At 63.8% G+C, this 21,462-nt stretch carries 25 protein-coding genes and 1 riboswitch; of the genes, 12 read left to right on the top strand and 13 right to left on the bottom strand.

Annotated elements, in window-relative coordinates:
• Positions 1-68 precede the first annotated feature (68 nt).
• Positions 69-944, top strand: a complete 876-nt coding sequence (locus tag JVX98_RS08115; RefSeq protein ID WP_205238257.1) for a LysR family transcriptional regulator — start codon at positions 69-71, stop codon at positions 942-944.
• Here the strand turns inward: JVX98_RS08115 and JVX98_RS08110 are convergent.
• The 4 genes from JVX98_RS08110 to JVX98_RS08095 form a co-directional block, all read right to left on the bottom strand.
• Entirely contained in the window at positions 941-1,612 is a 672-nt protein-coding gene (locus JVX98_RS08110) for an amino acid ABC transporter permease (RefSeq protein WP_246764976.1), read from the bottom strand. The two genes, JVX98_RS08115 and JVX98_RS08110, sit on opposite strands and share 4 nt — an antisense overlap.
• Before the next feature lie 17 nt (positions 1,613-1,629).
• Entirely contained in the window at positions 1,630-2,445 is an 816-nt protein-coding gene (locus JVX98_RS08105) for a transporter substrate-binding domain-containing protein (protein ID WP_205238256.1), read from the bottom strand.
• A gap of 11 nt (positions 2,446-2,456) precedes the next feature.
• Entirely contained in the window at positions 2,457-2,759 is a 303-nt protein-coding gene (locus JVX98_RS08100; protein ID WP_113540425.1) for a GYD domain-containing protein, read from the bottom strand.
• Between the two features lie 63 nt (positions 2,760-2,822).
• Positions 2,823-3,488, bottom strand: coding sequence for a cysteine hydrolase family protein (locus JVX98_RS08095; RefSeq protein WP_205238255.1), 666 nt, complete (start codon positions 3,486-3,488; stop codon positions 2,823-2,825).
• A gap of 136 nt (positions 3,489-3,624) precedes the next feature.
• On the opposite strand from JVX98_RS08095, the gene JVX98_RS08090 reads away from it, so the two are divergent.
• A complete protein-coding gene (locus JVX98_RS08090; RefSeq protein ID WP_192446844.1) occupies positions 3,625-4,536 on the top strand; it encodes a LysR substrate-binding domain-containing protein in 912 nt (303 codons plus the stop codon).
• Positions 4,537-4,634: 98 nt separating this feature from the next.
• Here the strand turns inward: JVX98_RS08090 and JVX98_RS08085 are convergent, their stop codons facing one another.
• The 3 genes from JVX98_RS08085 to JVX98_RS08075 form a co-directional block, all read right to left on the bottom strand.
• Positions 4,635-6,320: an alpha/beta-hydrolase family protein gene (locus JVX98_RS08085; protein ID WP_205238254.1), complete on the bottom strand. Its 1,686-nt coding sequence runs from the start codon at positions 6,318-6,320 to the stop codon at positions 4,635-4,637.
• A gap of 253 nt (positions 6,321-6,573) precedes the next feature.
• A complete protein-coding gene (locus JVX98_RS08080; protein WP_205238253.1) occupies positions 6,574-7,863 on the bottom strand; it encodes a mechanosensitive ion channel family protein in 1,290 nt (429 codons plus the stop codon).
• 137 nt (positions 7,864-8,000) lie between these two features.
• Positions 8,001-8,459, bottom strand: a complete 459-nt coding sequence (locus JVX98_RS08075; RefSeq protein ID WP_034792047.1) for an Lrp/AsnC family transcriptional regulator — start codon at positions 8,457-8,459, stop codon at positions 8,001-8,003.
• 126 nt (positions 8,460-8,585) lie between these two features.
• Between JVX98_RS08075 and JVX98_RS08070 the strand changes: the two genes are divergently transcribed.
• Positions 8,586-9,869 (top strand): cystathionine gamma-synthase family protein, encoded by a 1,284-nt coding sequence (locus tag JVX98_RS08070; protein ID WP_205238252.1) that lies wholly within the window; start codon positions 8,586-8,588, stop codon positions 9,867-9,869.
• 327 nt (positions 9,870-10,196) lie between these two features.
• Here the strand turns inward: JVX98_RS08070 and JVX98_RS08065 are convergent, their stop codons facing one another.
• The gene (locus JVX98_RS08065) at positions 10,197-10,547 is read right to left on the bottom strand and encodes a VOC family protein (RefSeq protein ID WP_205238251.1); all 351 of its coding nucleotides are present in this window, start codon (positions 10,545-10,547) and stop codon (positions 10,197-10,199) included.
• Positions 10,548-10,669: 122 nt separating this feature from the next.
• Positions 10,670-11,266 carry a TetR/AcrR family transcriptional regulator gene (locus JVX98_RS08060; protein ID WP_192446847.1) on the bottom strand — a complete coding sequence of 199 codons (597 nt, stop codon included), beginning with the start codon at positions 11,264-11,266 and terminating at the stop codon, positions 10,670-10,672.
• Between the two features lie 83 nt (positions 11,267-11,349).
• Here JVX98_RS08060 and JVX98_RS08055 point away from each other — a divergent pair, with 83 nt between their 5' ends.
• The 3 genes from JVX98_RS08055 to JVX98_RS08045 are packed head-to-tail and all read left to right on the top strand — an operon-like array spanning position 11,350 to position 13,141.
• A complete protein-coding gene (locus tag JVX98_RS08055; RefSeq protein WP_205238250.1) occupies positions 11,350-12,165 on the top strand; it encodes a crotonase/enoyl-CoA hydratase family protein in 816 nt (271 codons plus the stop codon).
• Positions 12,166-12,215: 50 nt separating this feature from the next.
• Complete coding sequence (locus JVX98_RS08050) at positions 12,216-12,578, top strand: helix-turn-helix transcriptional regulator (RefSeq protein ID WP_205238249.1); 363 nt, start codon at positions 12,216-12,218, stop codon at positions 12,576-12,578.
• Positions 12,575-13,141: an SRPBCC family protein gene (locus JVX98_RS08045; RefSeq protein WP_192446850.1), complete on the top strand. Its 567-nt coding sequence runs from the start codon at positions 12,575-12,577 to the stop codon at positions 13,139-13,141. Before JVX98_RS08050 ends, JVX98_RS08045 begins: the two co-directional genes overlap by 4 nt.
• A 69-nt stretch (positions 13,142-13,210) precedes the next feature.
• Here the strand turns inward: JVX98_RS08045 and JVX98_RS08040 are convergent, their stop codons facing one another.
• Together JVX98_RS08040 and JVX98_RS08035 are read right to left on the bottom strand one after the other, a co-directional pair.
• Complete coding sequence (locus JVX98_RS08040) at positions 13,211-13,690, bottom strand: DUF1772 domain-containing protein (RefSeq protein ID WP_205238248.1); 480 nt, start codon at positions 13,688-13,690, stop codon at positions 13,211-13,213.
• Positions 13,687-14,517: an NAD(P)H-binding protein gene (locus JVX98_RS08035; protein ID WP_205238247.1), complete on the bottom strand. Its 831-nt coding sequence runs from the start codon at positions 14,515-14,517 to the stop codon at positions 13,687-13,689. Before JVX98_RS08035 ends, JVX98_RS08040 begins: the two co-directional genes overlap by 4 nt.
• Positions 14,518-14,621: 104 nt before the next feature.
• On the opposite strand from JVX98_RS08035, the gene JVX98_RS08030 reads away from it, so the two are divergent.
• The 3 genes from JVX98_RS08030 (at position 14,622) to JVX98_RS08020 (ending at position 16,784) form a co-directional block, all read left to right on the top strand.
• Positions 14,622-15,314, top strand: coding sequence for a TetR/AcrR family transcriptional regulator (locus tag JVX98_RS08030; RefSeq protein WP_205238246.1), 693 nt, complete (start codon positions 14,622-14,624; stop codon positions 15,312-15,314).
• A riboswitch (cobalamin riboswitch) is annotated at positions 15,313-15,575 on the top strand. (Overlaps the previous gene by 2 nt.)
• 40 nt (positions 15,576-15,615) lie before the next feature.
• A complete protein-coding gene (locus JVX98_RS08025; protein ID WP_034791966.1) occupies positions 15,616-15,792 on the top strand; it encodes a CbtB-domain containing protein in 177 nt (58 codons plus the stop codon).
• Between the two features lie 197 nt (positions 15,793-15,989).
• Positions 15,990-16,784, top strand: a complete 795-nt coding sequence (locus JVX98_RS08020) for a CbtA family protein (RefSeq protein WP_205238245.1) — start codon at positions 15,990-15,992, stop codon at positions 16,782-16,784.
• Between the two features lie 41 nt (positions 16,785-16,825).
• On the opposite strand, the gene JVX98_RS08015 is transcribed toward JVX98_RS08020, so the two are convergent.
• Complete coding sequence (locus JVX98_RS08015; protein ID WP_205238244.1) at positions 16,826-17,680, bottom strand: ferric iron reductase; 855 nt, start codon at positions 17,678-17,680, stop codon at positions 16,826-16,828.
• A 20-nt stretch (positions 17,681-17,700) separates the two neighbouring features.
• Positions 17,701-19,044, bottom strand: coding sequence for a glucoamylase family protein (locus JVX98_RS08010; protein WP_205238243.1), 1,344 nt, complete (start codon positions 19,042-19,044; stop codon positions 17,701-17,703).
• A gap of 147 nt (positions 19,045-19,191) precedes the next feature.
• On the opposite strand from JVX98_RS08010, the gene JVX98_RS08005 reads away from it, so the two are divergent.
• The 3 genes from JVX98_RS08005 to JVX98_RS07995 all read left to right on the top strand — a co-directional run bounded on the left by JVX98_RS08005 (position 19,192) and on the right by JVX98_RS07995 (position 21,339).
• Positions 19,192-19,986: a DUF1194 domain-containing protein gene (locus tag JVX98_RS08005; protein WP_192446857.1), complete on the top strand. Its 795-nt coding sequence runs from the start codon at positions 19,192-19,194 to the stop codon at positions 19,984-19,986.
• Between the two features lie 113 nt (positions 19,987-20,099).
• Positions 20,100-20,822, top strand: coding sequence for a GntR family transcriptional regulator (locus JVX98_RS08000; RefSeq protein WP_205238242.1), 723 nt, complete (start codon positions 20,100-20,102; stop codon positions 20,820-20,822).
• Positions 20,823-21,099: 277 nt separating this feature from the next.
• On the top strand, positions 21,100-21,339 hold the full coding sequence (locus JVX98_RS07995) for a DUF982 domain-containing protein (RefSeq protein ID WP_034791960.1): 240 nt from the start codon (positions 21,100-21,102) through the stop codon (positions 21,337-21,339).
• Positions 21,340-21,462: the final 123 nt, after the last annotated feature.

Here is a 21,462-nt window from a genome sequence, read left to right as displayed (position 1 = left end):
GACGGAAACAGGCTTTATTGATCGATGATTTCGATTAGATTGAAGCGACACCAACGGGACCGCACGGCATGCAGGTGGAACTGATTGAAACCTTCCTGGACCTGATGGAGAGCCGCTCCTTCAATCGCACCGCCGAGCGGCTGAACCTCACCCAGTCGACCGTCTCGCATCGGGTGAAGGCACTGGAAGCGCAGTTCAACCGCAAGCTCTTTACCCGCAACAAGGGCGGCACCGTGCCGACGGCCGCCGGCCTGCGTTTTCTCGATTACGCGAAAGCCCTGCAAAACCAATGGCATGAGGCCACGCGCGCGGTCACCAATGCCGGCGCGCTGGAGCGCTCCATGCGGCTTGGTGTCCAGCATGATCTGGCGGAAGCCCTTGCCGGGGAATGGATGGCGGCGATCCGCCGGGAGATGCCCGGCATCGAGATCTACATGGAGGCGGACTACTCCAACCAGATGAACCGCGATCTCGGCGCCGGCGACCTTGACCTCGCGATCCTCTACACGCCCCATTACCTGCCCGATCTCTATTACGAACGGATCGGCGATCTGCATTACGTCATGGTGAGCACGCAGGCGCGGACGCTCGCCGAGATCCGCTCCGAAGGCTATATCCGTTCGAGCTATTCGCCGGGCTTCGATCGCGCCCACCGGCTGGCGCTGCCGCATCTCTCCGCAGCGCTGCTTGCCGCCGGGCAGAACATGGCGATCACCCGGCTGTTGTCCACACTCGGCGGTGCGGCCTATGTGACGGCAGCGACGGCCGAGCAACTGGCGGGCGATGGATTTGCCGCGCGCGTTCAGGATGCGCCCGTCATTGCGCAGACCGTCTATGCCGCCACCAGCCTGCGCACCCGCCACGCCCACCAGCACCGCAAGATCATTGCCGCCATGGCCGATCTGCTCGCAACGCTGCCAGTGCCGACTTCGGAAACGGGTTAGGCCATGCGGTTTTGAATGAGCCGCTGCAGAAACATCAGGATCGAAACGATCGCGAGGTAGTAGACCAGCGCTGCCGAATACCACTCGACGAAGCGGAAGCTCGACGCGATCGCGTCGTTGACCACCGCCATGATCTCGCGCATCGAAATCACATAGGCAAGCGAGGTCAGCTTGATCAGGTTGATGAACTCGTTGACCAGCACCGGCATCACGATCCGGAGCGCCTGCGGCAAGACCACCAGGAAGAAGGTCTGCCAGCGGTTGAGTCCAAGCGCGCGGGCGGCGTCCGTCTGCCCCTGGCCGATGGCCGCAAGCGCGCCGCGCATCGCTTCGGCCATGTAGGCGGCCGTGACCAGCGTAAACGCGATGAAGGCGGCGACGAAGGGCGTGTACCAGGGCGCGCGCGTCAGGCCCGGAAAGAGCTGCGGCGCGCCGTTCCAGACAATCAGGAGGACGAGGATCAGCGGTGACGAGCGAAACAGCCAGACATAGAGCTGCGCTGCCGTGCGCCTGACCGTCGCCATCGAGTTGAGTGCAACGGCAAGCGGCAGGCAGAGCAGAAACGACGCCGCCTGCACCAGGATCGACAGCAGGATGGCGATGCCCGCTCCCTGCAACATGACGGGCATGGTCAGGGCATCGAAAAACAGTTTTGTATCGAAGTTCATGCCCCGCCTCCTTCAGATCAGGAGTCGTAGTCGACGTCGAAGAGCGCCGGATCGAGCCCGTATTTCTTTGCGAGATCGCCGAAGAAGCCCTTTTCCTTCAAGGTCTTCAGCCCTGCCTTCACCGCGGCTGCATCGCCACCGTCACGGCGGCTGTAGATGCCGTACTTGAAATCCGAGGCCCAGATATAGGGGAGCGTGAGCGCACCGTCGGAGCGCGAGGCGCGGTAGGCGCCCTCCGCCTCCTCGGTCACCGTCGCATCAACGCGGCCGACGAGCACCTGCTGGTAGGCCGCCTGCTGGGTCGGGTATTCCTGCACCTCGACCGGCGGCAAGCCCTTGGCGGCGAGCGCCTCGTTTAATGGCCCGATCCGCTCTTCCTTGTAGTAGGCACCGGCTTCGAGCGCGATCACCTTGCCGCTCAGGTCCTCCGGCACCTTGATCGTATCGCTGCCCGCCTTGGTGACCATCGCCGTCGCCGACTTCATGTAGGGCACGCCGTCGTAGGTCTCGCGCCGCTTGGCGTTGATGTAGATGCCGCTGACGATGACGTCGCAGCGCCCGGCCCCGAGCGTCGGCAAGAGACCGGCAAATTCGGTGACGGTGTAGTTCACCTTCGCGTTCCATTGCGCTGCCAGCGCTTCGGCGATCTCGATGTCGATGCCGGTCGGCGTGGCATCTGCCGGATGCTCCTTGAAGGAAAGCGGCGGAAAGGCCGCGGTGGTGCAGACGCCGACCTCGCCATCGGCGGCAAAAGCCGGCGGCTCGGCCTGTGCGACGCCGGCAGAAAGCGCGACGGTTGCAAGAAGGGTTGCGCAGGATGCCAGTCTGATCATCTTCATTCCCCTCATTGTGCTGGTGAAACGCGGCCGACGATGTCGCCATAGGTCTGGCTGTCGAAGGCCGGAAGGATAAGCGGATCCACAAAGCCGTCGCGCCGCGCCGTCAGCACGTATTGCATCATCGACGCATTGTCCGGCATCTCGAAAACCTGGACGAAGTCGTAGGCTCCGAGCGTGGCATAGAAGGCAACCGAGCGGCCGCCGAGTGCGGCGACCCGATCCTCGCTCACCTTGCGCCGGGCACCGCTGTCGGAGAGCTCGGCCAGTCCCTTGGAGGTCAGTCGCATCAGCGAGATATATCTTTGCATGGGGCATCATTCCGTTGAAACGGTTGGCAAAAACGTTTTGACGATGTGAAGTTGGTGGCGCGCTTAGCGCGCGGCTCTCGCAAGACCCGCAATGACCGCATCGCTGGTCGAGACCGTGCCGAAAATGCCGTTCTCGATCGAGATCATGTTGATGGCCGCCTCATGTGCCCACTGCTCGCCGCTGGCGCAGCAGTCCGAAATCGTCAGGCACTGGAAATTGCGGTCGCAGGCTTCGCGCAGCGTCGTATGCACGCAGACATCCGTGGTGCAGCCGGTAAAGAGCATGTGGGTGATGCCCTGAGATCTCAGCACGTGCTCGAGATCCGTGTAGGTGAAGGAGCTGTTGCAGGTCTTGTCGACGATGACGTCGGTCTCGGCGACATCGAGTTCGGGCAAGAGCTGGAACCCGGGGCTCGAGCGCAATAGCACCTGCGTGTTTTCAAGGCCCGAACGCTTGCGGCGCCATTTCTCGTAAGGGGTCATGTCGGCGAGATCGGCGCGGTAGCCCTGGCGCGTGTGGATGATCAGGCAGCCGGCTTGACGTGCCGCCGCAATCACCCGGTTGACCGCAGGCACGATGGCCGCGAGCGGCGCCGGATCGTAGCCCATCGAGGCGAAGTAGCCGTTGGGCGAGCAGAAGTCGATCTGCAGATCGATCACCATCAGCGCCGTCTGCGCCGGAACCAGCTTTCCATCATAAGGAAAATCAAACGGTTGTGCCTCGATCATCATGGTTCTCCCTCTCTCCGCACAGAGTCATAGGAGCAAAAATCGATTGGGAATAGCGATTTTTTATGCTTGATATTGTGCAGTTTGGCTAAACGATTTAACGCCATAAAGGCGCGATCAAAGCAGGAGGGCCCAAGTGAAGGCGTTGCATTTCCTGCCCTATATCCGGGCGTTCGAGGCGGTCGCGCGCATCGGTTCCGTGCGCCAGGCGGCGGACGAACTGGGCCTCAGCCCCGGCGCCGTGTCGCTGCAATTGCGCCGGCTCTCGGAAACGACCGGGCTGACGCTGCTTGAGAAATCCGGGCGCAACATCAAGCTCACGGCCGCCGGCCGCGAGTTCGCGCAGACGGTCTCCCACGCGATCGGCAATCTTGCCGCAGCCGTCGAGGACGGCACCGACCGAAGGCTCGAAAGCCACCAGCGCAAGCTGACGGTCGGCCTGCCGCCGGCGCTGGCGATTGCCTGGATGGCCGGCCTCCTCGTACAGTTCGCGGGTGCGCGCGGCGTCACCGATCTTTCGATGCGCAATTGCATCCGCGCCAGCGACGTGGTCTGGGACGATGTCGACCTCGCCGTCGTCTATGACAACCCGCCCTTCGACGGCCTGTGGTGGCAGGCGGTCAGCGACGTCAAACTGCGAACGGTCTGTTCGCCGCTGCTCTTCCCCAGGCTCGAAGGACCGTTGCGCGAGCGGAAGCTGCGCGACGTCACGCTGCTGCATGAGGATGACGGCCGGGAATGGACGCGCTGGTCGGCCGCCTCGCGCATCTCGCTTGAAGGCAGCCGCAGCGTGCGCGTGCAATCGGTCGCGATCGCCGTCGCCTCGGCGCTACAGGGCCAGGGCATTGCCCTCGTCTCCGACGTGCTGACGCGCTCCTATCTCTATGAGGGGCGCCTGATCCAGCCTTTCCCGACGGCGATACCGGCGTCGGCCGGCTACTATCTGCTCTGCCCTACGGAAAAGGCCGAGGAGCCGCTGATTCAGGCCTTCGCCAACCAGATCGCCGCGCACTTGCGCGGCGAGCGGTCCGGCGACAAGCAGGCCTAGATCATTTCATCGTTTCCTTGAAACGATGAAATGATCTAACTCTCTGAAAATACGCAATTCCGTCTGGAAAACCGTTTCACACTTTTCCTGGAATTGCTCTAGTAGCGCCCCTTGAGCATCGTCTTCAGCCGCTCGGCATCTGCTTCGGTCACCCCGGGCGGTGCCATCACCTGCATCCACGCGTCGATATAGTGTTCCGGCGCGTAGACATGGCCGTAGCCGATCGGCGAGGTGGTCGCGAGCGCCATGTCGGCAAGCAGCTGGAACATGGTGACAACCGGGAACCAGCGAAGCGCCGGCGAGACGTCCGCTCCGCGCGGCGCCTTCATCCAGTCCGGTTCGCGGTAGAAGGAATGGGGATCGAAGAAGGTGATCGGGTCACTGGCATATTGCAGGTAAACGATGCGGACATTGCCCCAGGTCGCGCCCGGGATGTTCAGCGCATTTTCCTGGTTGGTGAAACGGATCACCGAGCCGTCGCGATAAGCCGGCCGCCATTCCGGCGAGCCCGGATTGCGGTTTCGCGTGATCTGCAGCCAGGTCTTCGTCGGGAACGGCGAGCCGACCCAAAGCGCGCCCTGGAACGGATCGCTGATGATATCGAAGGGATCGACCGAGCCTTGCGAATTCATCGAGCCGAGGCTCAGACCATAGAGATAGAGCTTCGGCCTTTTGTCCTTCGGCAGCGTCGTCCAGTAGCCGTAGACGGCATCGAACAGCGCATCGGCGGTCTCGGCGCCATATTCCGGCTCGACCAGCAGCGACAGCCAGCTCGTGAGGTAGGAGTACTGCACCGCGACGCTCGCAACGTCGCCCTTCAGCAGATATTCGAGCGAATCGAGGCCCGGCGGATCGATCCAGCCGGTGCCGGTCGGCACCACAATCAGGAGGTTCGAGCGCTCGAAACCGCCGACACGCTTCAGCTCTTCGAGCGCCAGCTTCGCCCGCTCCTTGGCGGTCTCGGCCGAGTTGAGGCCGGCATAGACGCGCAAGGGCTCCTTCGCCTCTCCGCTGAAGAAGGCGCCGATGTCCTTTGCTACGGGCCCCGAGGCGATGAACTGGCGCCCCTGGCGGCCGAGCTCGTCCCACGTCATCAGTGACGCACTGCTGCCGGTCTTCATCGGGTCGGTCGGAGGTGCCACATCCGGGTCGATCAGCGCGTCGAGACGCTGGAAAGAACTGTCGGCCGCATGCAGCGCATAGCGGAAGATGACGCCATCGACCGCGGACCAGAAGAGCCCGACGGCGGCCGCCACGGCCGCGACCTTCGCCAAGGGCCGTGTCAGCACATGTTCGAAGCGCCGGGCAAGGAAGCGAAAGGTCAGCCGGAACAGCCGCGCCAGAACCACGATGACGACGAAGACGAGCGCCGCGATCAGGCCGAGCTTGAACGGGTCGGCGCTTTCGACCGGGTGCATGCCCATGATCTCGCGCACGGTGTTCTGCCAATAGGCGGTGCGCCAAAGGAAGGTGAGCGCAACCGCGATGCAGCCGAACGCCGCCACCATCTTCACGGCGAAACCGGTGCGGCCGCGGATCTCCGGCAGGTCGAGCAAGGACCATAGCCAGCGCATGAGCACGCCGATCGCATAGCCGGCGGAAAGCGACAGGCCGGAGATTACCGCCTGCACCACATAGGGCCGCGGGATCAGGCTCGGCGTCAGCGACATGGCAAAGAAGAACACGCCGACGATCATGCCCGTGGTCGAAAACGAAGCCAGAAGCGCGGAAACGAAACGCGGCACCGGCAGTCTCGACAGTCGCGTCCGTTGAAGATTTTCCATGACCGGTCCCACCTCATGCAGTCCTGTCGCCGGAACGGTCGGAGGCCGCCCGGGCCAACCCTCGAGCCTGCGGCTTATCAGCCGGCCGAAGGTCGATTTATCACGTTGAATTGCTGCACATTTATCCCCCAATCGGCGACGATTTGACGAAACATGCAGCAGGCGTTGGCTGCAATGTCGCCTTCCCCTCGCGCCCAGTCAATTGCCGCAACCGCAAGACGCGTGGTTCCTGACGTTTGAGCGATGCTCGCCCTCACACGCGGGTCACCTCGACCGGCGTCTTCATGATGATTTCGCGGTGCGGGAACGGGATCGAAACGCCCGCGGCCTTGAACGCATCCCAGAGCGCCATCAGCACCTGGCCGCGAATGTTGGTGAGCCCGTTGCTCGGATCGGAGATCCAGAACCTCAGCTTGAAGTCGAGCGATGATGCGCCGAAGCCGGTCATCCAGCAGACCGGCTGGGCGTAGCTGCTCGCGACCCGCGGCAGCGATGCGGCGGTCTCGATGGCGATGCGCGCCACCTCGTGCGGGTCGCTGTCATAGGAGGTGCCGAAATCGATCTCGATGCGCACGAAATCGCTGGAGAACGACCAGTTCACCACCTGCTGCGAAATGAAGTCCTCGTTCGGAATGAGGTACTCCTTGCCGTCCCGGGTGATGACGGAGACGAAACGGGAGCGCAGGTCGCGCACGGACCCGAAGGTATCGCCGAGCGTGATCGTGTCGCCCGGCTTGATCGACTTGTCGAGTAGGATGATGATGCCGGAGATGAAGTTGGAAACCACCTTCTGCAGACCAAAACCGATACCAACGCCGACCGCCCCGGAAAAAACCGTCAGCGCCGTCAGGTCGATGCCGGTGGCCGATAGCGCGATTGCGCCGGCAAAGCCGATCAGCGCGATCTTGACCAGCTTGCTGATCAGCACCTTGAAGGAGGGCGTCAGGTCTGCTGACCGCTGGATCCAGTGCGACGAGACATTGCCGATCAAAACCGCAAGCCAGATCAGCGCGGACGAAAGCACGATGGCTTTGAGGACAAGCAGCAGCGACAGGCGAACCGCGCCAAGGCTGATCGCAACGCCGTCGAGCGTCGTCAGGATCACCCGGTCGAGCCCGACCGCATAGAGCGCAAAATAGATCCAGCCGACGACGGCGGTGACGCGCGCCAGCATCTGGTTGCGGATGATGCGTGTGAGCACCGAGATGACGAACCACGCCGCCGTCAGCGTCAGCGCGGTCGCCACCAGCCAGCGATAGGACGGCCATCCGAAGCGCAGGATCATCCCGTCGGCGATCCAGAGCCAGACGATCAGAAACAGCCACCGCAGCCGCCGCATGAAAGCGATGATGACGCGCAGCAGATCCGGATTGCCCTTGATCGTGCGGGCCCGGGCTTCGACCCGCGGCTCTATCCGCTTCGCCAGTGCGCCACAGACCAGGTAGCCGGCGCCGATGATGGCGAGCTGATAGTAGGTCCACTCGTTCAAAAAGACCGTCTGCAGCCACGAAGCGGCGGCATCGACCGCTGTTGCGAAATCCATCGTCTCTCTCCGAGAGATCGAGGCGCCCGCCGAGCGTTTGGGACGCCCTCATAACTCGAATCTAGGGCACCCCTGATGGTTTCAAAGCCGGATCGACGATTACCGAACCGCTTCAGAGATTTATGGAGGGTTCGGCGCTAGACCCGCCGCTCCTTGATGGTGTTCATCACGAAGCTCGTCTCGATCGAGGCGACGCATTTGAGCCTTGCGATCTTCTCCTTGATGAAGCGCTCGTACTGATCGAGGCCGGCACTCATGACCTTCAGCACGTAGTCGCGCGAGCCGGTCACCAGATGGCATTCGAGCACCTCGTCCCAGCCGCGCACCGCCTCTTCGAACATGACGATCTCGTCCTCGTGCTGGCGGCTGAGCGTGACGGTCGCAATCGCCGTCATCGTCCAGCCGTCGACCGCGGGGTCGACCAGCGCCGTATAGCCGCGGATGACACCGGTCTCTTCCAGCCGCCGCAGCCGGCGCAGACAGGGCGAGGCGGACAGCCCCACCCGCTCGGCGAGCTCGTTGTTGGTCAGCCGGGCATCGGCCACCAGCTCCTTCAAAATCCTGCGATCCGTCTCGTCGGCAATTTTCTGCGCCATATCTTTCCAACTCAGCCAAATCTTTGCGCAACTCAAAGACATCGAGCCGGAAATAGCAAGGATCGGCCCAAGCATCTGATATAATTTGCCTGTCAGTCGAGTCCGCTTCGCTTGAGGAGACAAGCCATGACCGCACCGCATCCCTCCAAAACCCACATCGGAAACCACAAGCTGCATCCCGAAACGCTGATGCTGAACTATGGCTACGATCCGGAACTGTCGGAGGGCGCGGTCAAGCCGCCGGTCTTTCTGACCTCCACCTTCGTCTTCCGCTCCGCCGAAGAAGGCCGCGACTTCTTCGACTTCGTCTCCGGTCGCAAGGAACCGCCGGCAGGCGTCGGCGCCGGCCTCGTCTATTCGCGCTTCAACCACCCGAACAGCGAGATCGTCGAGGACCGTCTCGCCGTCTACGAGCGCACCGAAAGCTGCGCGCTGTTTTCCTCCGGCATGTCGGCGATCGCGACAACGCTGCTCGCCTTCGTCAAGCCCGGTGACGCGGTGCTGCACAGCCAGCCGCTCTATGGCGGCACCGAAACGCTGCTTGCCCGCACCTTTCTCAATCTCGGCGTTGCGGCCGTCGGCTTTGCCGATGGCGTCAACGAAGCGGCCGTATCAGCCGCCGCCGAAGAGGCGATGGCCAAGGGCCGGGTCTCGGTGATCCTGGTCGAGACGCCGGCGAACCCGACCAATAGCCTCGTCGACGTCGCCATGATCCGCCGCGTTGCCGATGCGATCGGCCGGAAGCAGGGCCACACCCCTATGGTCGCCTGCGACAACACGCTGCTCGGTCCGGTCTTCCAGCGGCCGATCGAGCACGGCGCGGACATCTCGCTCTATTCGCTGACCAAATATGTCGGCGGCCATTCCGACCTCATCGCCGGCGCGGCGCTCGGTTCCAAGGCGGTGATGAAGCAGGTCAAAGCGCTGCGCGGCGCGATCGGCACCCAACTCGATCCGCACTCCTGCTGGATGCTCGGCCGTTCGCTGGAAACGCTGTCTGTGCGCATGCAGAAGGCGGACGACAACGCCCGCATCGTCGCCGAATTCCTGCGCGACCACCCGAAGGTCGAGCGCATCCACTACCTGCCCTTCCACGGCGAGGACACACCGGTCGGCCGCACCTTCAAGGCGCAGTGCACCGGCGCCGGCTCGACCTTCTCCTTCGACATCGCGGGCGGCCAGGAGGCGGCCTTCCGCTTCCTCAACGCGCTGCAGATCTTCAAGCTCGCCGTCAGCCTCGGCGGCACGGAATCGCTCGCCAGCCACCCGGCGGCCATGACCCATTCCGGCGTGCCGATCGAGGTGCGCCACCGCATCGGCGTGCTGGAATCAACCATCCGCCTGTCGATCGGCATCGAGCATCCCGACGACCTCGTCGCGGATCTCTCAAACGCGTTGTCGCTTGCCTGATGCAAGAGGCCGCCTGTCTTGCCGGCGGCCTCTTCGCTGATTTCAGATGGCGCAATTCCGGACGGAAAACCGCTGCGCACTTTCCTGGAATTGGCTCGCTTGGCTGGCGCAATTCCGGACGGAAAACCGCTGCGCACTTTTCCTGGAATTGGCTCGCTTGGCTGACGCAATTCCGGACGGAAAACCGCTGCGCACTTTTCCTGGAATTGGCTCGCTTGGCTGGCGCAATTCCGGACGGAAAACCGCTGCGCACTTTTCCTGGAATTGGCTCGCTTGGCTGACGCAATTCCGGACGGAAAACCGCTGCGCACTTTTCCTGGAATTGCTTTAGTGCGCCAGGATGTTGACGATATTGCCGAATGGGTCGCGCATGTAGAAACGGCGCACGCCCCAGGGCTCGTTGGTGATGTCGTAGACGATCTCGACGCCGGCGGCCTTGGCGCGCTGATAGGCCCGGTCGACGTCGTCGACCTCGATCGAAAGCACCGGCACCGGCGTATCGTTGCCGCCCTCGCTGGCAATGCTCACCTGCGGCATCGCGGCCTTGCCCTCGGCGGCAAAGGTCAGGATCCAGCCATGGTCCATCACCAGGTCCAGTTCCAAAAGGTCGCCGTAGAAGGCGCGCGCCACCTGCGGGTCCGGGGCGTAGAGGTTTGAGACGATACGCTTGACGGTCATGGATTTCCTCCTCCGGTGAGCCGCAACGCGGCCACATCGGCGCTCAATGGTTGTTTGGCTCCTGGCACTGCATCCTATACTGCCCGCCGATGGCAGCCGTTTGAAGCGGAAGTTGCAGCGCGTCAGGATCCCTTCCCGTCCGCGCCGGCAAGCGCGACCCGCACCAGCGTCGCTGCAGCCTTGCCCGCCATCTCCATGTAGCTCGCGTCACGATGCAGCAGCACCACGGCGAAACTGCCGTCGAGCAACAGCAGGATCTGCTTCGCCAGCATGGCCGGCTCGGCAGTGCCGGCTTCGGTAAAGGTCTCGGCCATCCACGCCTCGAACTTCTTCTTGTGGGCCGCACCGATGCGGATCGCCGGATGTCCCGGCATGTTGGCTAGCTCGGCCGAGGTGCGCAGGAAGCCGCAACCCTTCCACTTCGGATGGCGCGCCGCCCGCGCCAGATTGACGAAGATCGCCTCGACCTTGTCGGCAATGTCCCCGTCGCCCGCGTCGAACCACTTGCGGAAGAGTTTCAGATTGGGCTGGTCGCGGCCTTCGAGATAGGCGGCGATCAGCGCGTCCTTGCTGTCGAAATGATAGTAGAGCGTGCGTTTGGTCACGCCCGCGGCTTCCGCCACCGCATCGACGCTGACTGCGCGGATGCCCTCGGCATAAAACAGCTTTTCCGCCGCTGCGACGATCAAGTCCCGGGCCGATTTCTCTGCTTTCGCCATCTCTCGAGTATACCGACTAGTGAATATACATGGCATCTTCCCTCACCTAGCCTCTCCCCGTCAACACCTGCCGGAGAGCAACCATGTCGAACACCGTGCTGCTGCAGATTTCCGAGGGCATCGCCCTCCTCACTCTCAACCGCCCAGAGAAACTCAACGCGCTGAACTACGAGCTGATCGACCGGCTCATGAGCCTTCTTGACCAGATCGAGGTGAACCATGCCGTCAGCGCGGTGATCATCACCGGCGCCGGCGAGCGCGCCTTTTCCGCCGGTGGCGATATTCATGAGTTCTCGGAAAGCGTGGCCAAGGGCGTGAACCCGGCCGTGCGCGATTTCGTCCGTCGCGGCCAGGGCCTGACGGCCCGGCTCGAAGCCTTTCCGAAGCCGGTCATCGCTGCCGTCAACGGGCTTGCCTATGGCGGCGGCTGCGAGATCACCGAGGCCGTGCCTCTGGCGATTGCCAGCGACCAGGCGCGCTTTGCCAAGCCGGAGATCAAGCTCGGCATGCCGCCGACCTTCGGCGGCACCCAGCGGCTGCCGCGGCTCGCCGGCCGCAAACGCGCGCTGGAACTGCTTTTGACCGGCGAGGATTTCCCGGCCGATCGCGCGCTGGAGTTGGGGCTCGTCAACCGCGTCGTCCCGCATGACGAACTGATCGCGTCCGCCCGTGACCTGGCAAAGCGCATCATGGCGCACTCGCCTCTCGCCGTCCGCGCGATCATCACTGCCGTCACCCGCGGCCTCAACATGTCGATCGCCGAGGGATTGCAGGTCGAGAGCGAGCAGTTTGCCCAGATGGTGCCGACCGACGACCTTGCCGATGCGCTCGCCGCCTGGAAGGGACAGCGCGTCCACGACGACCCGCCGCGGCCCGGTCTTTTTTCGCGATATTTTTAAATTCAACCGAACGGTTGACAATTAGGCCAATCCAGACGACATTCAACAATATGGTTGAATATCCGAACGCACATCTCGATGCCGTGTTTCACGCGCTTTCGGACCCGACGCGGCGCGCCATGCTCCAGGACCTTTCGCAGGGCGAAAGACTGGTGGGCGAGCTTGCGGCGCCGTTCTCGATCTCGCTGGCCGCGGCATCGAAACACATCAAGGTGCTGGAAGGAGCAGGTCTGGTGCGCCGCGAAGTGAAAGGTCGCACGCATGTGTGCCGGCTCGATGCCGCGCCGATGCATGCAGGCATGGAGTGGATGCGCCACTACGAAACCTTCTGGCGCACCCGCATCGACGTACTCGAGGCGCTGCTTCTCGCCGAAGACGCCACCATTCAAACTGATCCGGAGGATAAGCCATGACTTCGTCTGCCACAGCCTTTGCCGGCGCCGACTACGGCCGTGTCGTCGCACCGGACGCGGTGCGCATCGAGCGCCTGCTTCCCGGCCCGATCGAGCGGGTCTGGTCCTATCTGACGGAGGAGAGCAAGCGCCGGCTCTGGATGGCGTCCGGAACGATCGGGTCGAAGGAAGGAGCCGAGGTCGAGCACGTCTTCCGCCACTCGGAACTGACAGCGGAAGACGATCGGCCACCGCAGAAATATGCCGAGCACGCCGGCGAGGTGCGCAATTACGGTCACGTGCTCGCCTGGGAGCCGCCGCGGCTGCTGGCCTATACCTGGAACGAAGAAACCGGCACGCCCTCGGAGGTCCGCTTCGAGCTCAGCCCCCGCGGCGACAAGGTGCTGCTCGTCGTCACCCACAAGCGCATCGCCGACCGCGCCATCATGACCAGCTTCTCCGCCGGCTGGCACGTGCATCTCGACATCTTGCGCGCGTTGCTGGAAGGCGAAAAGCCGGCCGCCTTCTGGAGCAAGTTTGCCGACCTTGAAGCGCAATACGACGCGCGTATTCCCAAGCCCTGACGGCGGGATGGGCTCAGAGGTCAAGACGCGTGCAGGCGCCGGCAAGGATCCACTTGCCGGCGCTTTTCGTCAGGCACGGGCGAAACCGAGAATGAAGAACGCCAGCGCGCCGATCGACGCGAAGGTGCGCACGTGGTTCCACCAGACCCAATCGGTCAGATAGCGCTCATGCCAGAGATCGGTCGCCGCCTGACCGGGGGCTGCCGCGGCGAGCGCGTCGTTCATCGGCACGTTGAAGACGATGGTCACCAGCAGCACGCCGACGACATAGGCGACACCGCCGGCGGCAAGCCACCACCTCCCCTCGCCGCCCGAGAGGAAGGCGACGACGATGAGCGCCAGGGCGAGCAGGGCCGTGCCCATGAAGGCGCTGAGGAAGATCGGGTTCTGGATCACGACATTGATCGCATTCATCGCAGCGATCCCCTGCTCCGGCGGCAGCCGCGACAGGGCCTGCATGATGCAGACCGAGAAGATGAAGAACAGCCCGGCCATCAGGCCGGAGCCGATCGCGGCGGCAAACGCCAGAGCGGGGATCAGGGGGATCATGCGGCAAGACTCCAAACACCAGTTGCTGCGGTTTCCCGAGCGTAGGCTGCAAAGTCACGCGGACGCCGCCCAAGCACATGCTCGACATCGGACGTCAGGTTTGAATTGCGCCCGTCGAGCACCGAGCTGAAGAGATAGCGGATGAGTTCGACATAGTCATCAGGCACGCCGTCGGCCTGCAAGTGTGCCGCGAAGTCGGCAACCGGTATCGCCTGATAGGAGATCGGGCGGTTGGCAGCCGCGGCGATTTCGGCCACGGCGTCGGCAAAGGTCATCAGCCGCGGGCCGGTCAGCGAATAGACCTTCCCGACATGGCGGTCGTCGAGAAGCGCTTCGACAGCGACGTCGGCAATGTCGTCGCAGCTGATGAAAGGCTCGGTCACCGTGTCCACGGGCAGGAAGACGGAACCGCTCAAGACACCCTCGGCGAGGAACCCTTCGTCGAAGTTTTCGAAGAACCAGCTGCCCCGGATGACCGTCCAGTCGGCGCCGGAGGCCTGCAGCGCGCGCTCGGCCGCTTCCGCCTCGTCCTCGCCGCGCCCCGACAGCAGCACCAGCCGCTTGACGCCGGCGCTGACGGCAAGGCTCGAGAACTTGGCGATCACCTCGACGGAGCCCGGTACCGCCAGATCCGGCTGGAAGCAGACATAGATGCGATCGACGTTTTCAAGGACCGGCGCCCAGGTCACCTCATCCGTCCAATCGAAGGAAGGCGACGCCGAACGGGCACCGATGCGGACCGCTATGCCCCGCTCCCGAACGCGCTCGGCCACCCGCCGCCCCGTCTTGCCGGTACCGCCCAAAACCAGTGTGATCTTCTGAGACATCGTTTCCTCCTGAGGTTCCACCAACAAATATGAGCATCTCTCACATTTGCAAATGTGATAAATCCTCGTATTTTAGGAGTCAAGTCAAAATGTGAGCATTACTCATGATTCCAGATGCAAGCCCCGCCACGCTTCCCGCCGACGACGAGCCTGCGCTGCGCCGGACACCGAGCCAGAAGCGCAGTCGCGAGCGCGTCGAGCAGATCCTCGCCTGCGCGACGGCGCTCATCCAGGAAAAGGGCAGCGACGCCATGCGCATGAGCGAAGTCGCTGAAAAGGCTGGAATTTCGATTGGCTCGCTGTACCAGTACTTCCCCGACAAGGCGGCAATCGTGCGCACGCTCGCCGAGCGCTACAATGCGGTCTGCAACGAGTGCATCGCGGCCGAACTGGCCAAGGTGACCTCGATCGCCGAGCTGCGCGACGCCTTCTCGCTTTTGTTCGATATCTATTACGAGATGTTCCTCGCCGAGCCGGTCATGCGCGACATCTGGTCGGCGATGCAGGCCGACAAGGCGCTGCGCGAAATCGACCTTGCGCAAAGCCGCGCCGGCGGAAAGCTGCTTGCCGATGTCTGGGCCCGGCTTGTGCCGGAGACGCCGCGCGAGGAAATCGACAGCGCCGCCTTCCTGATCATGCATCTCGGCGACTGCACAATGCGGCTTGCAGTCTCGGTCGAGCGCGCCGAGGGCGACCAGATCGTCGAGGCCTACAAGCGCATGACCATCAAGGATTTTGTCGCGGATGGACCGCGCGGCGGCGCGCACTCAATTGACAACTCCATGACACAATCCTAATCATCTGGGATCGATTGGTTCCCGGGACGCGAACGTGTTTCGGGAGTAAACGGGAATGTGACGGATGGACCCAATCTGGGCATTCAAATCACGGCCGACCCCGCGACTGTAGAGCGACGTCGATCCACCGTTCCGGAGCGATCCGGAAGAAGCCACTGGCAAGACCGCGAGAGGGCGGCCGAGCTGGGAAGGCGAGGCAGATCGAGGGCATCGAGCCCAACGCCGTGAGCCAGGAAACCTGCCACTCGATGCGGGCATAGGGCCCAACCGGGAATTTCCCGATGCCATCACGGAGGTTGTCATGGCTACGTCTACCATTTCGAGCACCCCGCTCTCCCTCAGCGATCGTCTGACCGCTGGCGTCATCGCGCTCTTCATCGGCGCATTCCTCGTCTTCGGCGCCGGCCTTGCCAACTCGGCCGTGCTGCACGACACGGCGCACGACACCCGCCACTCCTACGGCTTCCCCTGCCACTGACCGATGCATCGGAACGTGAACAACGTTCCGCATCGAACAATCTGCGGACCTGAACGCATCCGGCCCGAGCCGGATGTCGGTTTGTCTGCATTCCGGTTTTTCCGGCGTGCGAAAGCCATCCGCAGCACAGGCAAAATGGGAAGGCTCAAGGACCGCGCCGCAGCGCGTGGCTTTTGTCGTTATCGAGGGATTTCAAGATGATTGTCAGAACGCTTCTGGCCGCGATCGTGGCTGGATTGATTGCCGGTGTCTTCATGACCGGCGCCCAGGAATTGCGCGTCACGCCGCTGATCCTGCATGCGGAAGAATTCGAAGGCGAGGCTCCGGCCCCCACCGAACAGCCCGCCGCCCAGCCGGGTGCGGCACAGCCTGCCGCGGAAAACCACGACCAGCATTCGTCGCTCAAGGCCGTGTCGCCGCTCGGCGCCTTGCTCGACGCGCTGTCGCCGATCACGCCCGCCTATGCCCATGAGGGCGAGCACGAGGACGGCGGCATCATGTTCGGCATGAGCCGCTTCTCCGGCACGCTGATCGCGAACCTCGTCACCGGTTCCGGCTTCGGCCTGCTGCTCGCCGGCGTCAGCCTGGTGATCGGCTACCCGATCACGCTTCGGAACGGCGCGCTCTGGGGCGCCTGCGGCTGGCTTGCCGTGCACATGTTGCCGGCGATCGGCCTGCCGCCGGAACTGCCTGGCTTTCCGGCCGCCGAACTGGGCGACCGCCAGACCTGGTGGCTCGCAACGGTGGCGCTTTCGGCCGTCGGCCTTTATCTCGTCGTCCTGCGCGAGGAGATCGTCTCCAAGGTCACGGGCCTCGTGCTGATCGCAGCGCCCCATGTCTATGGTGCGCCGCAGCCGCTCGACATCACCAGCAACGTTCCGGCCGTGCTCGGCGCAGAGTTTGCGGTTGCCGCACTCGCCACCACGCTCGCCTTCTGGATCGTGCTCGGCGTCGTCTCCGGCTTCATCAACGAGCGCTTCGTCAAAGCATAGTGATCGCCGATCACGGATTGTCAGCAAACCGACGGCGGGGTTCAGGCCCCGCCGTTTTGCATGAGATGCGTCACCAGCCGCGCACGGCGATCTTCCGGCTCCAGCAGGACGCAGGTGTCGCAGAAGCTGCCGCCCTCCGTCTTGAAATAGAGACAGCAGCCGCAGCGGATCCGATACTGGCGCGAAATGTGTTCACCACTTGCCGGATCGACAGCCGCAATCTGCTCGTAGCAAAGCTCATCAGAATAGAGCCGCGAGCCCGGCCGCTTGACGATTGCCAGCGCCTCGGCCATGCCGCGCGCCTCTTCCCCGATCGCACGGCCGATTTCGAGGAACGCGCCAGCCAGGGCATCCGCCGCGAGCCGCCACTGCGCCCCGCTCGAGAGGCCCGTCCGTGCCTTCAGGACAGCAATGACGGGCGTCAGATGAGCGATGAAGCCCTGTTCGAAAACGCTGACGTCCTCCTCCCGACCCTTGCGCTCCGTCGCCGGCGGCTGGAGGCAAAAACGATAGCGTTTGCCCGCGACTTCGGCACCACGGTGAAGCCGTGCCCAATCCTCGAAACGAACGCCGGCGACCTCCAGCTGCAGCCCGGCACCGAGATGGAACGCGCCAAGGACCACGCTCAGCTGACGGCTATAGAAGGCGATCAGATGCGCCGCACGGATCCGGTCGGTCATGCCGACCCCGAAGAAATCCTGATAGGCGAGCCCCGCCTCAAGGCCAGCGCTGCCCGCAGCCCAGAAGTCGTCCGGCGCGCTGAATTCGCTCGCCGCCGACCCGAGCGAGACGGCAGCCTCCGGAAACTGGGCACGCAGATGGTCCGCGACGGCCAGCGCCTGCTGCGCAAAGGGGGCCGCGATCTCCGCTGTCGGCCGGTGGTCGTTCAAGCGCATGCCGTCTCCGTCGCCCATCCTCACCCCTTGGCGCTGGATGCGGGCGGATTGCCACGCGCACCCTCCCCCTGCCGCAGCCAGCCACCGTCGAAGCCGGCTCGTTGAAGGCCGAGGCGGATCGCCGGTATGCCGCGCATCAGCGCCCAGACAAGGCCGCTTCGCCAGTTCTCGATCATCATGACAACGAGGCCCTGGTCAAGACCGACCACCCGCGCATCGATCCAGCCCTCCGGCCCGCCGCCACCAAGGCTCGGATTGAAGCCGCCGGGAAACCGCCCCTCGTTCAGAAGTCCCGGATAACTCTCCGCCATATGCACGAGAGAGGCCTGCGCCGCCTCAGGCTCGAACGGCAGGCAGGCAAGCGGCGCCCAGGGCACGAGCGTGCCGTCATCAGGGCCGTAGGGCGCGCCGCGGTTGACATAGCCGAAAAGCTGCTGCTGGCGGCCATCGCGAAGGCGCACACGGACGCGCGGCGCATGGCAGGCGCTGAGACCCCACAGGTGTTCGCCATATCCGGCAAAGTGTCCGGGATTGGAACGCGCATGGTCCCGCTGCAACGCGATGGCGCGCCGGGTATTTTCGAAATAATCCGTTCCCCGCTCCCGCATCGGTCGGTCGGCCAGCCCGCGCAGATCGAGCCAGGCCTGCGGGAAGAGATGGATGAAGAGCGGCGCCGCATGAAGGTGCGGCCGGCCCTCGACGGGGATCCAGTCATGGGCCTCGGCATAGGCCGCATAATGCTCCGGTTCGATCGCATGCTCGGGCGCGCCGAGTGCCAGCACATAGAGCAGCAGCGCTTCGCTATAGCCCCGCCAGCGATGTTTCAAAAACCGCCCCGGCGGCCGCCAGCCCATCGTCAGCGTATCGCCGCGATTGAGCGCCCAGCGCCAGTCAACCCGCGCATAGAGCCGGTCAGCAAGCGCACGGATCTCGCCTTCGACCGCGTCATCGCGGCGGAAATAGGCGGAAGCGGTCAGGACGCCGGCGATCAGCAGCGCCGTATCGACGGTTGAAAGCTCGCTCTGCCAGGCGCGCTCGCCGGTCCGCATGTCGAGGAAGTGGTAGTAGAAGCCGCGATAGCCGGTCGCCTGCCGGTGGCGGGACTGCGGGCCTTGGGCAAGGAAGCGCAGGGTCGTCACCACCCGCCGCGCCGCATCGCTGCGCGAACGCCAGCCGCGCTCGACGCCGACCGGGTAGCAGGAAAGGCCGAAGCCGGTCGCAGCGATGCTCGCCGGCGCGCCCGGCAACGCGGTGTCGGCGATCAGCCCGGTGACCGGATCGGAATGTTCGAGGAAATAGCCGAACGCCGCCTGCTGCAATCGATCGATCTGAAATCGCTCGGTATTTTCGCTACGCTGCTGCATCCCGCCTTTCCCGACCGGCACCCGGGCTCATGCATGACCCGGCAAAATCACTCTTTAGTGAAGGCCAACTACACCCAAACGGTCGCCGAAATCCAATCTTGTGTTACAGTCTTCTAATCTGACCGCGCGCAATGACTGGTTGAAGCGATGTTGAGCGTGTTGGCGTTACTCCTTTCATTGAGTGGTGGCCCGAGCCCATCGACCGCCGAGGCGACGAATGTCGACGTCGAACTGATCCTGGCGGTCGACATGTCCGGCTCGATGGATCTCGACGAAGCCCGCATCCAGCGGGCCGGCTATGTCGAGGCGCTGCGGCACCGCGACTTTCTCGATGCCGTCGAAAGCGGCCAGCTCGGCCGCATCGCGATCGGCTATTTCGAATGGGCCGGAACGGTGAATGAATCCTCCGTCGTCGCCTGGCGGGTGATCGACACCGCCGCCGACGCGGATGCCTTCGCCAAGCTGATCGAGCAGCGCCCGGTCGGCACCCGGCGCGGCACCTCGATCTCCAACGCCATTACCTACGGCACCGCACTGATCGATTCCAACGCTTACAGCGGCGTGCGGCGGGTCATCGACATCTCCGGCGACGGGCCGAACAACATCGGCCCGCCGGTGCTTCCGGCACGCGAGACCGCAATCGCGCGCGGCATCACCATCAACGGGCTCGCGATCCTCATCCGCCCGTCGGTTTCCACCGGCCCGCTCGACCAGTATTATGCCGAATGTGTCATCGGCGGCCCCGGCTCCTTCGTGCTGCCGGTGCACGAGCCCGAAGACTTTTCCATCGCGATCCGCCAGAAACTGGTGCTCGAAGTCAGCGGTCTGCAACCGCCGCCGACGATACGCTATGTCGATGCCTTCCCGGCCCCCGACTGCCTGGTCGGCGAGAAACTGCGGCCCGGCTTCCTCGACCGGGTCTATCCGGAACTCGACAAGTAGCCTCGCCTGACCTGACGATCCCGCGCAATCCCACGCAACCTTTGCGCGTCAGATTGTCGTTTCCCTTCGCCTCGTTCGACGATAGGATGGCGCGTTGCTTCGCGGATCGATTCATGTCCTTGACCACCACGCCCCATCAGGCCGAACTGGCCACCGACCCGACCACCGACATCGGCAGTCAGCATATCCGCGATACGTTGCGCGATGCGATCGTCGAGCGGCGGCTTGCGCCTGGCACCAAGCTTTCGGAAAGCGATGTCGGCGAACTCTTCAATGTCAGCCGCACCCTGGTGCGCGCCGCTCTGCAGGCTTTGTCCTATGAAGGACTCGTCAACGTCGAGAAGAACCGCGGTGCTTTCGTCGCCCACCCGTCCATCGACGAGGCGCGCCAGATCTTTGCGACCCGCCGGCTGATCGAGCCCGGTGTCGTGCGCGCCGCCGCCACCCAGATCGGCAAGGCGGAGATTGCCGAACTGAGGCGCATGCTGGCAGCCGAGCGGCAACTGACCGAACAGCGCGGCCAATCGGCCCGTCGTGCGGAGATCAAGGCATCGGGCGATTTCCACCTGGCGCTTGCCGACCTCTCCGGCAACGCGATCCTGCGCCGCTTCATGGATGAGCTGGTCGCCCGCTCCTCCCTGGTCATCGCACTTTACGGACAATCGACCGTTTCGAGCTGCGGCCACAGCGAACACGACGAAATCGTCAACGCCATCGAGCGCGGCGACATCGACGCAGCCGCACGGCTGATGGTCCACCACATCGACCATATCGAAGCCGACCTCGACCTGCGCGTTCTGAAATCGACCGACCTGAAGGCCGCGCTGGAACTCTGATCCCGCTTGCGCCTCAGTGTTCCAGGTAGGCGGCTACAACCTGCGCCGGGCCTGGATTTTCGAAACTTTTCAACATCCGTCCGAACGCCACGGCGCTTCCTGCCGCGCGTCCCTTCGTCCGCCATCGGCGAAGATGCGCCCGCGAAAAGATCCCGCTCGCAAAGCCGAAGAGACGCCGCCTGCCGTCGGCACGGACAAAAATCGACCGGCAACGTGGAACCATCCCGTCGCTCTCGCGTTGCCCTCTCGCTCGAAAAGACTGTGAACGAGGAATACAATGAGCGAGAAACTCTTTCCCACGCCCATCCCCCTGAAACTATCGGCGAGACGGCAGACTGTGGTCAGAACGGTGTTCGAGGCCGTGGAACTGCTCCGGCAATGGCCGGGCCGTCGTGGACGGGAATATCGCGCAGCCCTGAGGCGTTGCCTGGATGCGCTGGATGGATTGACGAGTACGGACCGGGCGAGCCGCTGCTTTGCTGCAGCCGCCCGGGAATCGGGCCTGTTGCTGGCCTGATCCGGCGACCATGATGAACCGGAACCCCAAGCGTGGTCCGGCACATCAAGGGCTTTGAGTTTGAAACTTTCACGATGCGCCGAAGGACGATCGGCGCGTCGCCCCGACCGAAGGCGCCTCTGC

It is taken from the genome of Ensifer sp. PDNC004, from assembly GCF_016919405.1.
Classification (GTDB): Bacteria; Pseudomonadota; Alphaproteobacteria; order Rhizobiales; family Rhizobiaceae; genus Ensifer.
The sequence above is the reverse complement of the archived record's forward strand: the minus strand, read 5'-3'. Positions and strand labels throughout refer to the sequence as shown.

Coding starts and splice junctions, on each gene's coding strand:
- JVX98_RS08115 (WP_205238257.1), top strand. CDS start 69: ATGCAGGTGGAACTGATTGAAACCTTCCTGGACCTGATGGAGAGCCGC.
- JVX98_RS08110 (WP_246764976.1), bottom strand. CDS start 1,612: ATGAACTTCGATACAAAACTGTTTTTCGATGCCCTGACCATGCCCGTC.
- JVX98_RS08105 (WP_205238256.1), bottom strand. CDS start 2,445: ATGATCAGACTGGCATCCTGCGCAACCCTTCTTGCAACCGTCGCGCTT.
- JVX98_RS08100 (WP_113540425.1), bottom strand. CDS start 2,759: ATGCAAAGATATATCTCGCTGATGCGACTGACCTCCAAGGGACTGGCC.
- JVX98_RS08095 (WP_205238255.1), bottom strand. CDS start 3,488: ATGATCGAGGCACAACCGTTTGATTTTCCTTATGATGGAAAGCTGGTT.
- JVX98_RS08085 (WP_205238254.1), bottom strand. CDS start 6,320: ATGGAAAATCTTCAACGGACGCGACTGTCGAGACTGCCGGTGCCGCGT.
- JVX98_RS08080 (WP_205238253.1), bottom strand. CDS start 7,863: ATGGATTTCGCAACAGCGGTCGATGCCGCCGCTTCGTGGCTGCAGACG.
- JVX98_RS08075 (WP_034792047.1), bottom strand. CDS start 8,459: ATGGCGCAGAAAATTGCCGACGAGACGGATCGCAGGATTTTGAAGGAG.
- JVX98_RS08070 (WP_205238252.1), top strand. CDS start 8,586: ATGACCGCACCGCATCCCTCCAAAACCCACATCGGAAACCACAAGCTG.
- JVX98_RS08065 (WP_205238251.1), bottom strand. CDS start 10,547: ATGACCGTCAAGCGTATCGTCTCAAACCTCTACGCCCCGGACCCGCAG.
- JVX98_RS08060 (WP_192446847.1), bottom strand. CDS start 11,266: ATGGCGAAAGCAGAGAAATCGGCCCGGGACTTGATCGTCGCAGCGGCG.
- JVX98_RS08055 (WP_205238250.1), top strand. CDS start 11,350: ATGTCGAACACCGTGCTGCTGCAGATTTCCGAGGGCATCGCCCTCCTC.
- JVX98_RS08050 (WP_205238249.1), top strand. CDS start 12,216: ATGGTTGAATATCCGAACGCACATCTCGATGCCGTGTTTCACGCGCTT.
- JVX98_RS08045 (WP_192446850.1), top strand. CDS start 12,575: ATGACTTCGTCTGCCACAGCCTTTGCCGGCGCCGACTACGGCCGTGTC.
- JVX98_RS08040 (WP_205238248.1), bottom strand. CDS start 13,690: ATGATCCCCCTGATCCCCGCTCTGGCGTTTGCCGCCGCGATCGGCTCC.
- JVX98_RS08035 (WP_205238247.1), bottom strand. CDS start 14,517: ATGTCTCAGAAGATCACACTGGTTTTGGGCGGTACCGGCAAGACGGGG.
- JVX98_RS08030 (WP_205238246.1), top strand. CDS start 14,622: ATGATTCCAGATGCAAGCCCCGCCACGCTTCCCGCCGACGACGAGCCT.
- JVX98_RS08025 (WP_034791966.1), top strand. CDS start 15,616: ATGGCTACGTCTACCATTTCGAGCACCCCGCTCTCCCTCAGCGATCGT.
- JVX98_RS08020 (WP_205238245.1), top strand. CDS start 15,990: ATGATTGTCAGAACGCTTCTGGCCGCGATCGTGGCTGGATTGATTGCC.
- JVX98_RS08015 (WP_205238244.1), bottom strand. CDS start 17,680: ATGCGCTTGAACGACCACCGGCCGACAGCGGAGATCGCGGCCCCCTTT.
- JVX98_RS08010 (WP_205238243.1), bottom strand. CDS start 19,044: ATGCAGCAGCGTAGCGAAAATACCGAGCGATTTCAGATCGATCGATTG.
- JVX98_RS08005 (WP_192446857.1), top strand. CDS start 19,192: ATGTTGAGCGTGTTGGCGTTACTCCTTTCATTGAGTGGTGGCCCGAGC.
- JVX98_RS08000 (WP_205238242.1), top strand. CDS start 20,100: ATGTCCTTGACCACCACGCCCCATCAGGCCGAACTGGCCACCGACCCG.
- JVX98_RS07995 (WP_034791960.1), top strand. CDS start 21,100: ATGAGCGAGAAACTCTTTCCCACGCCCATCCCCCTGAAACTATCGGCG.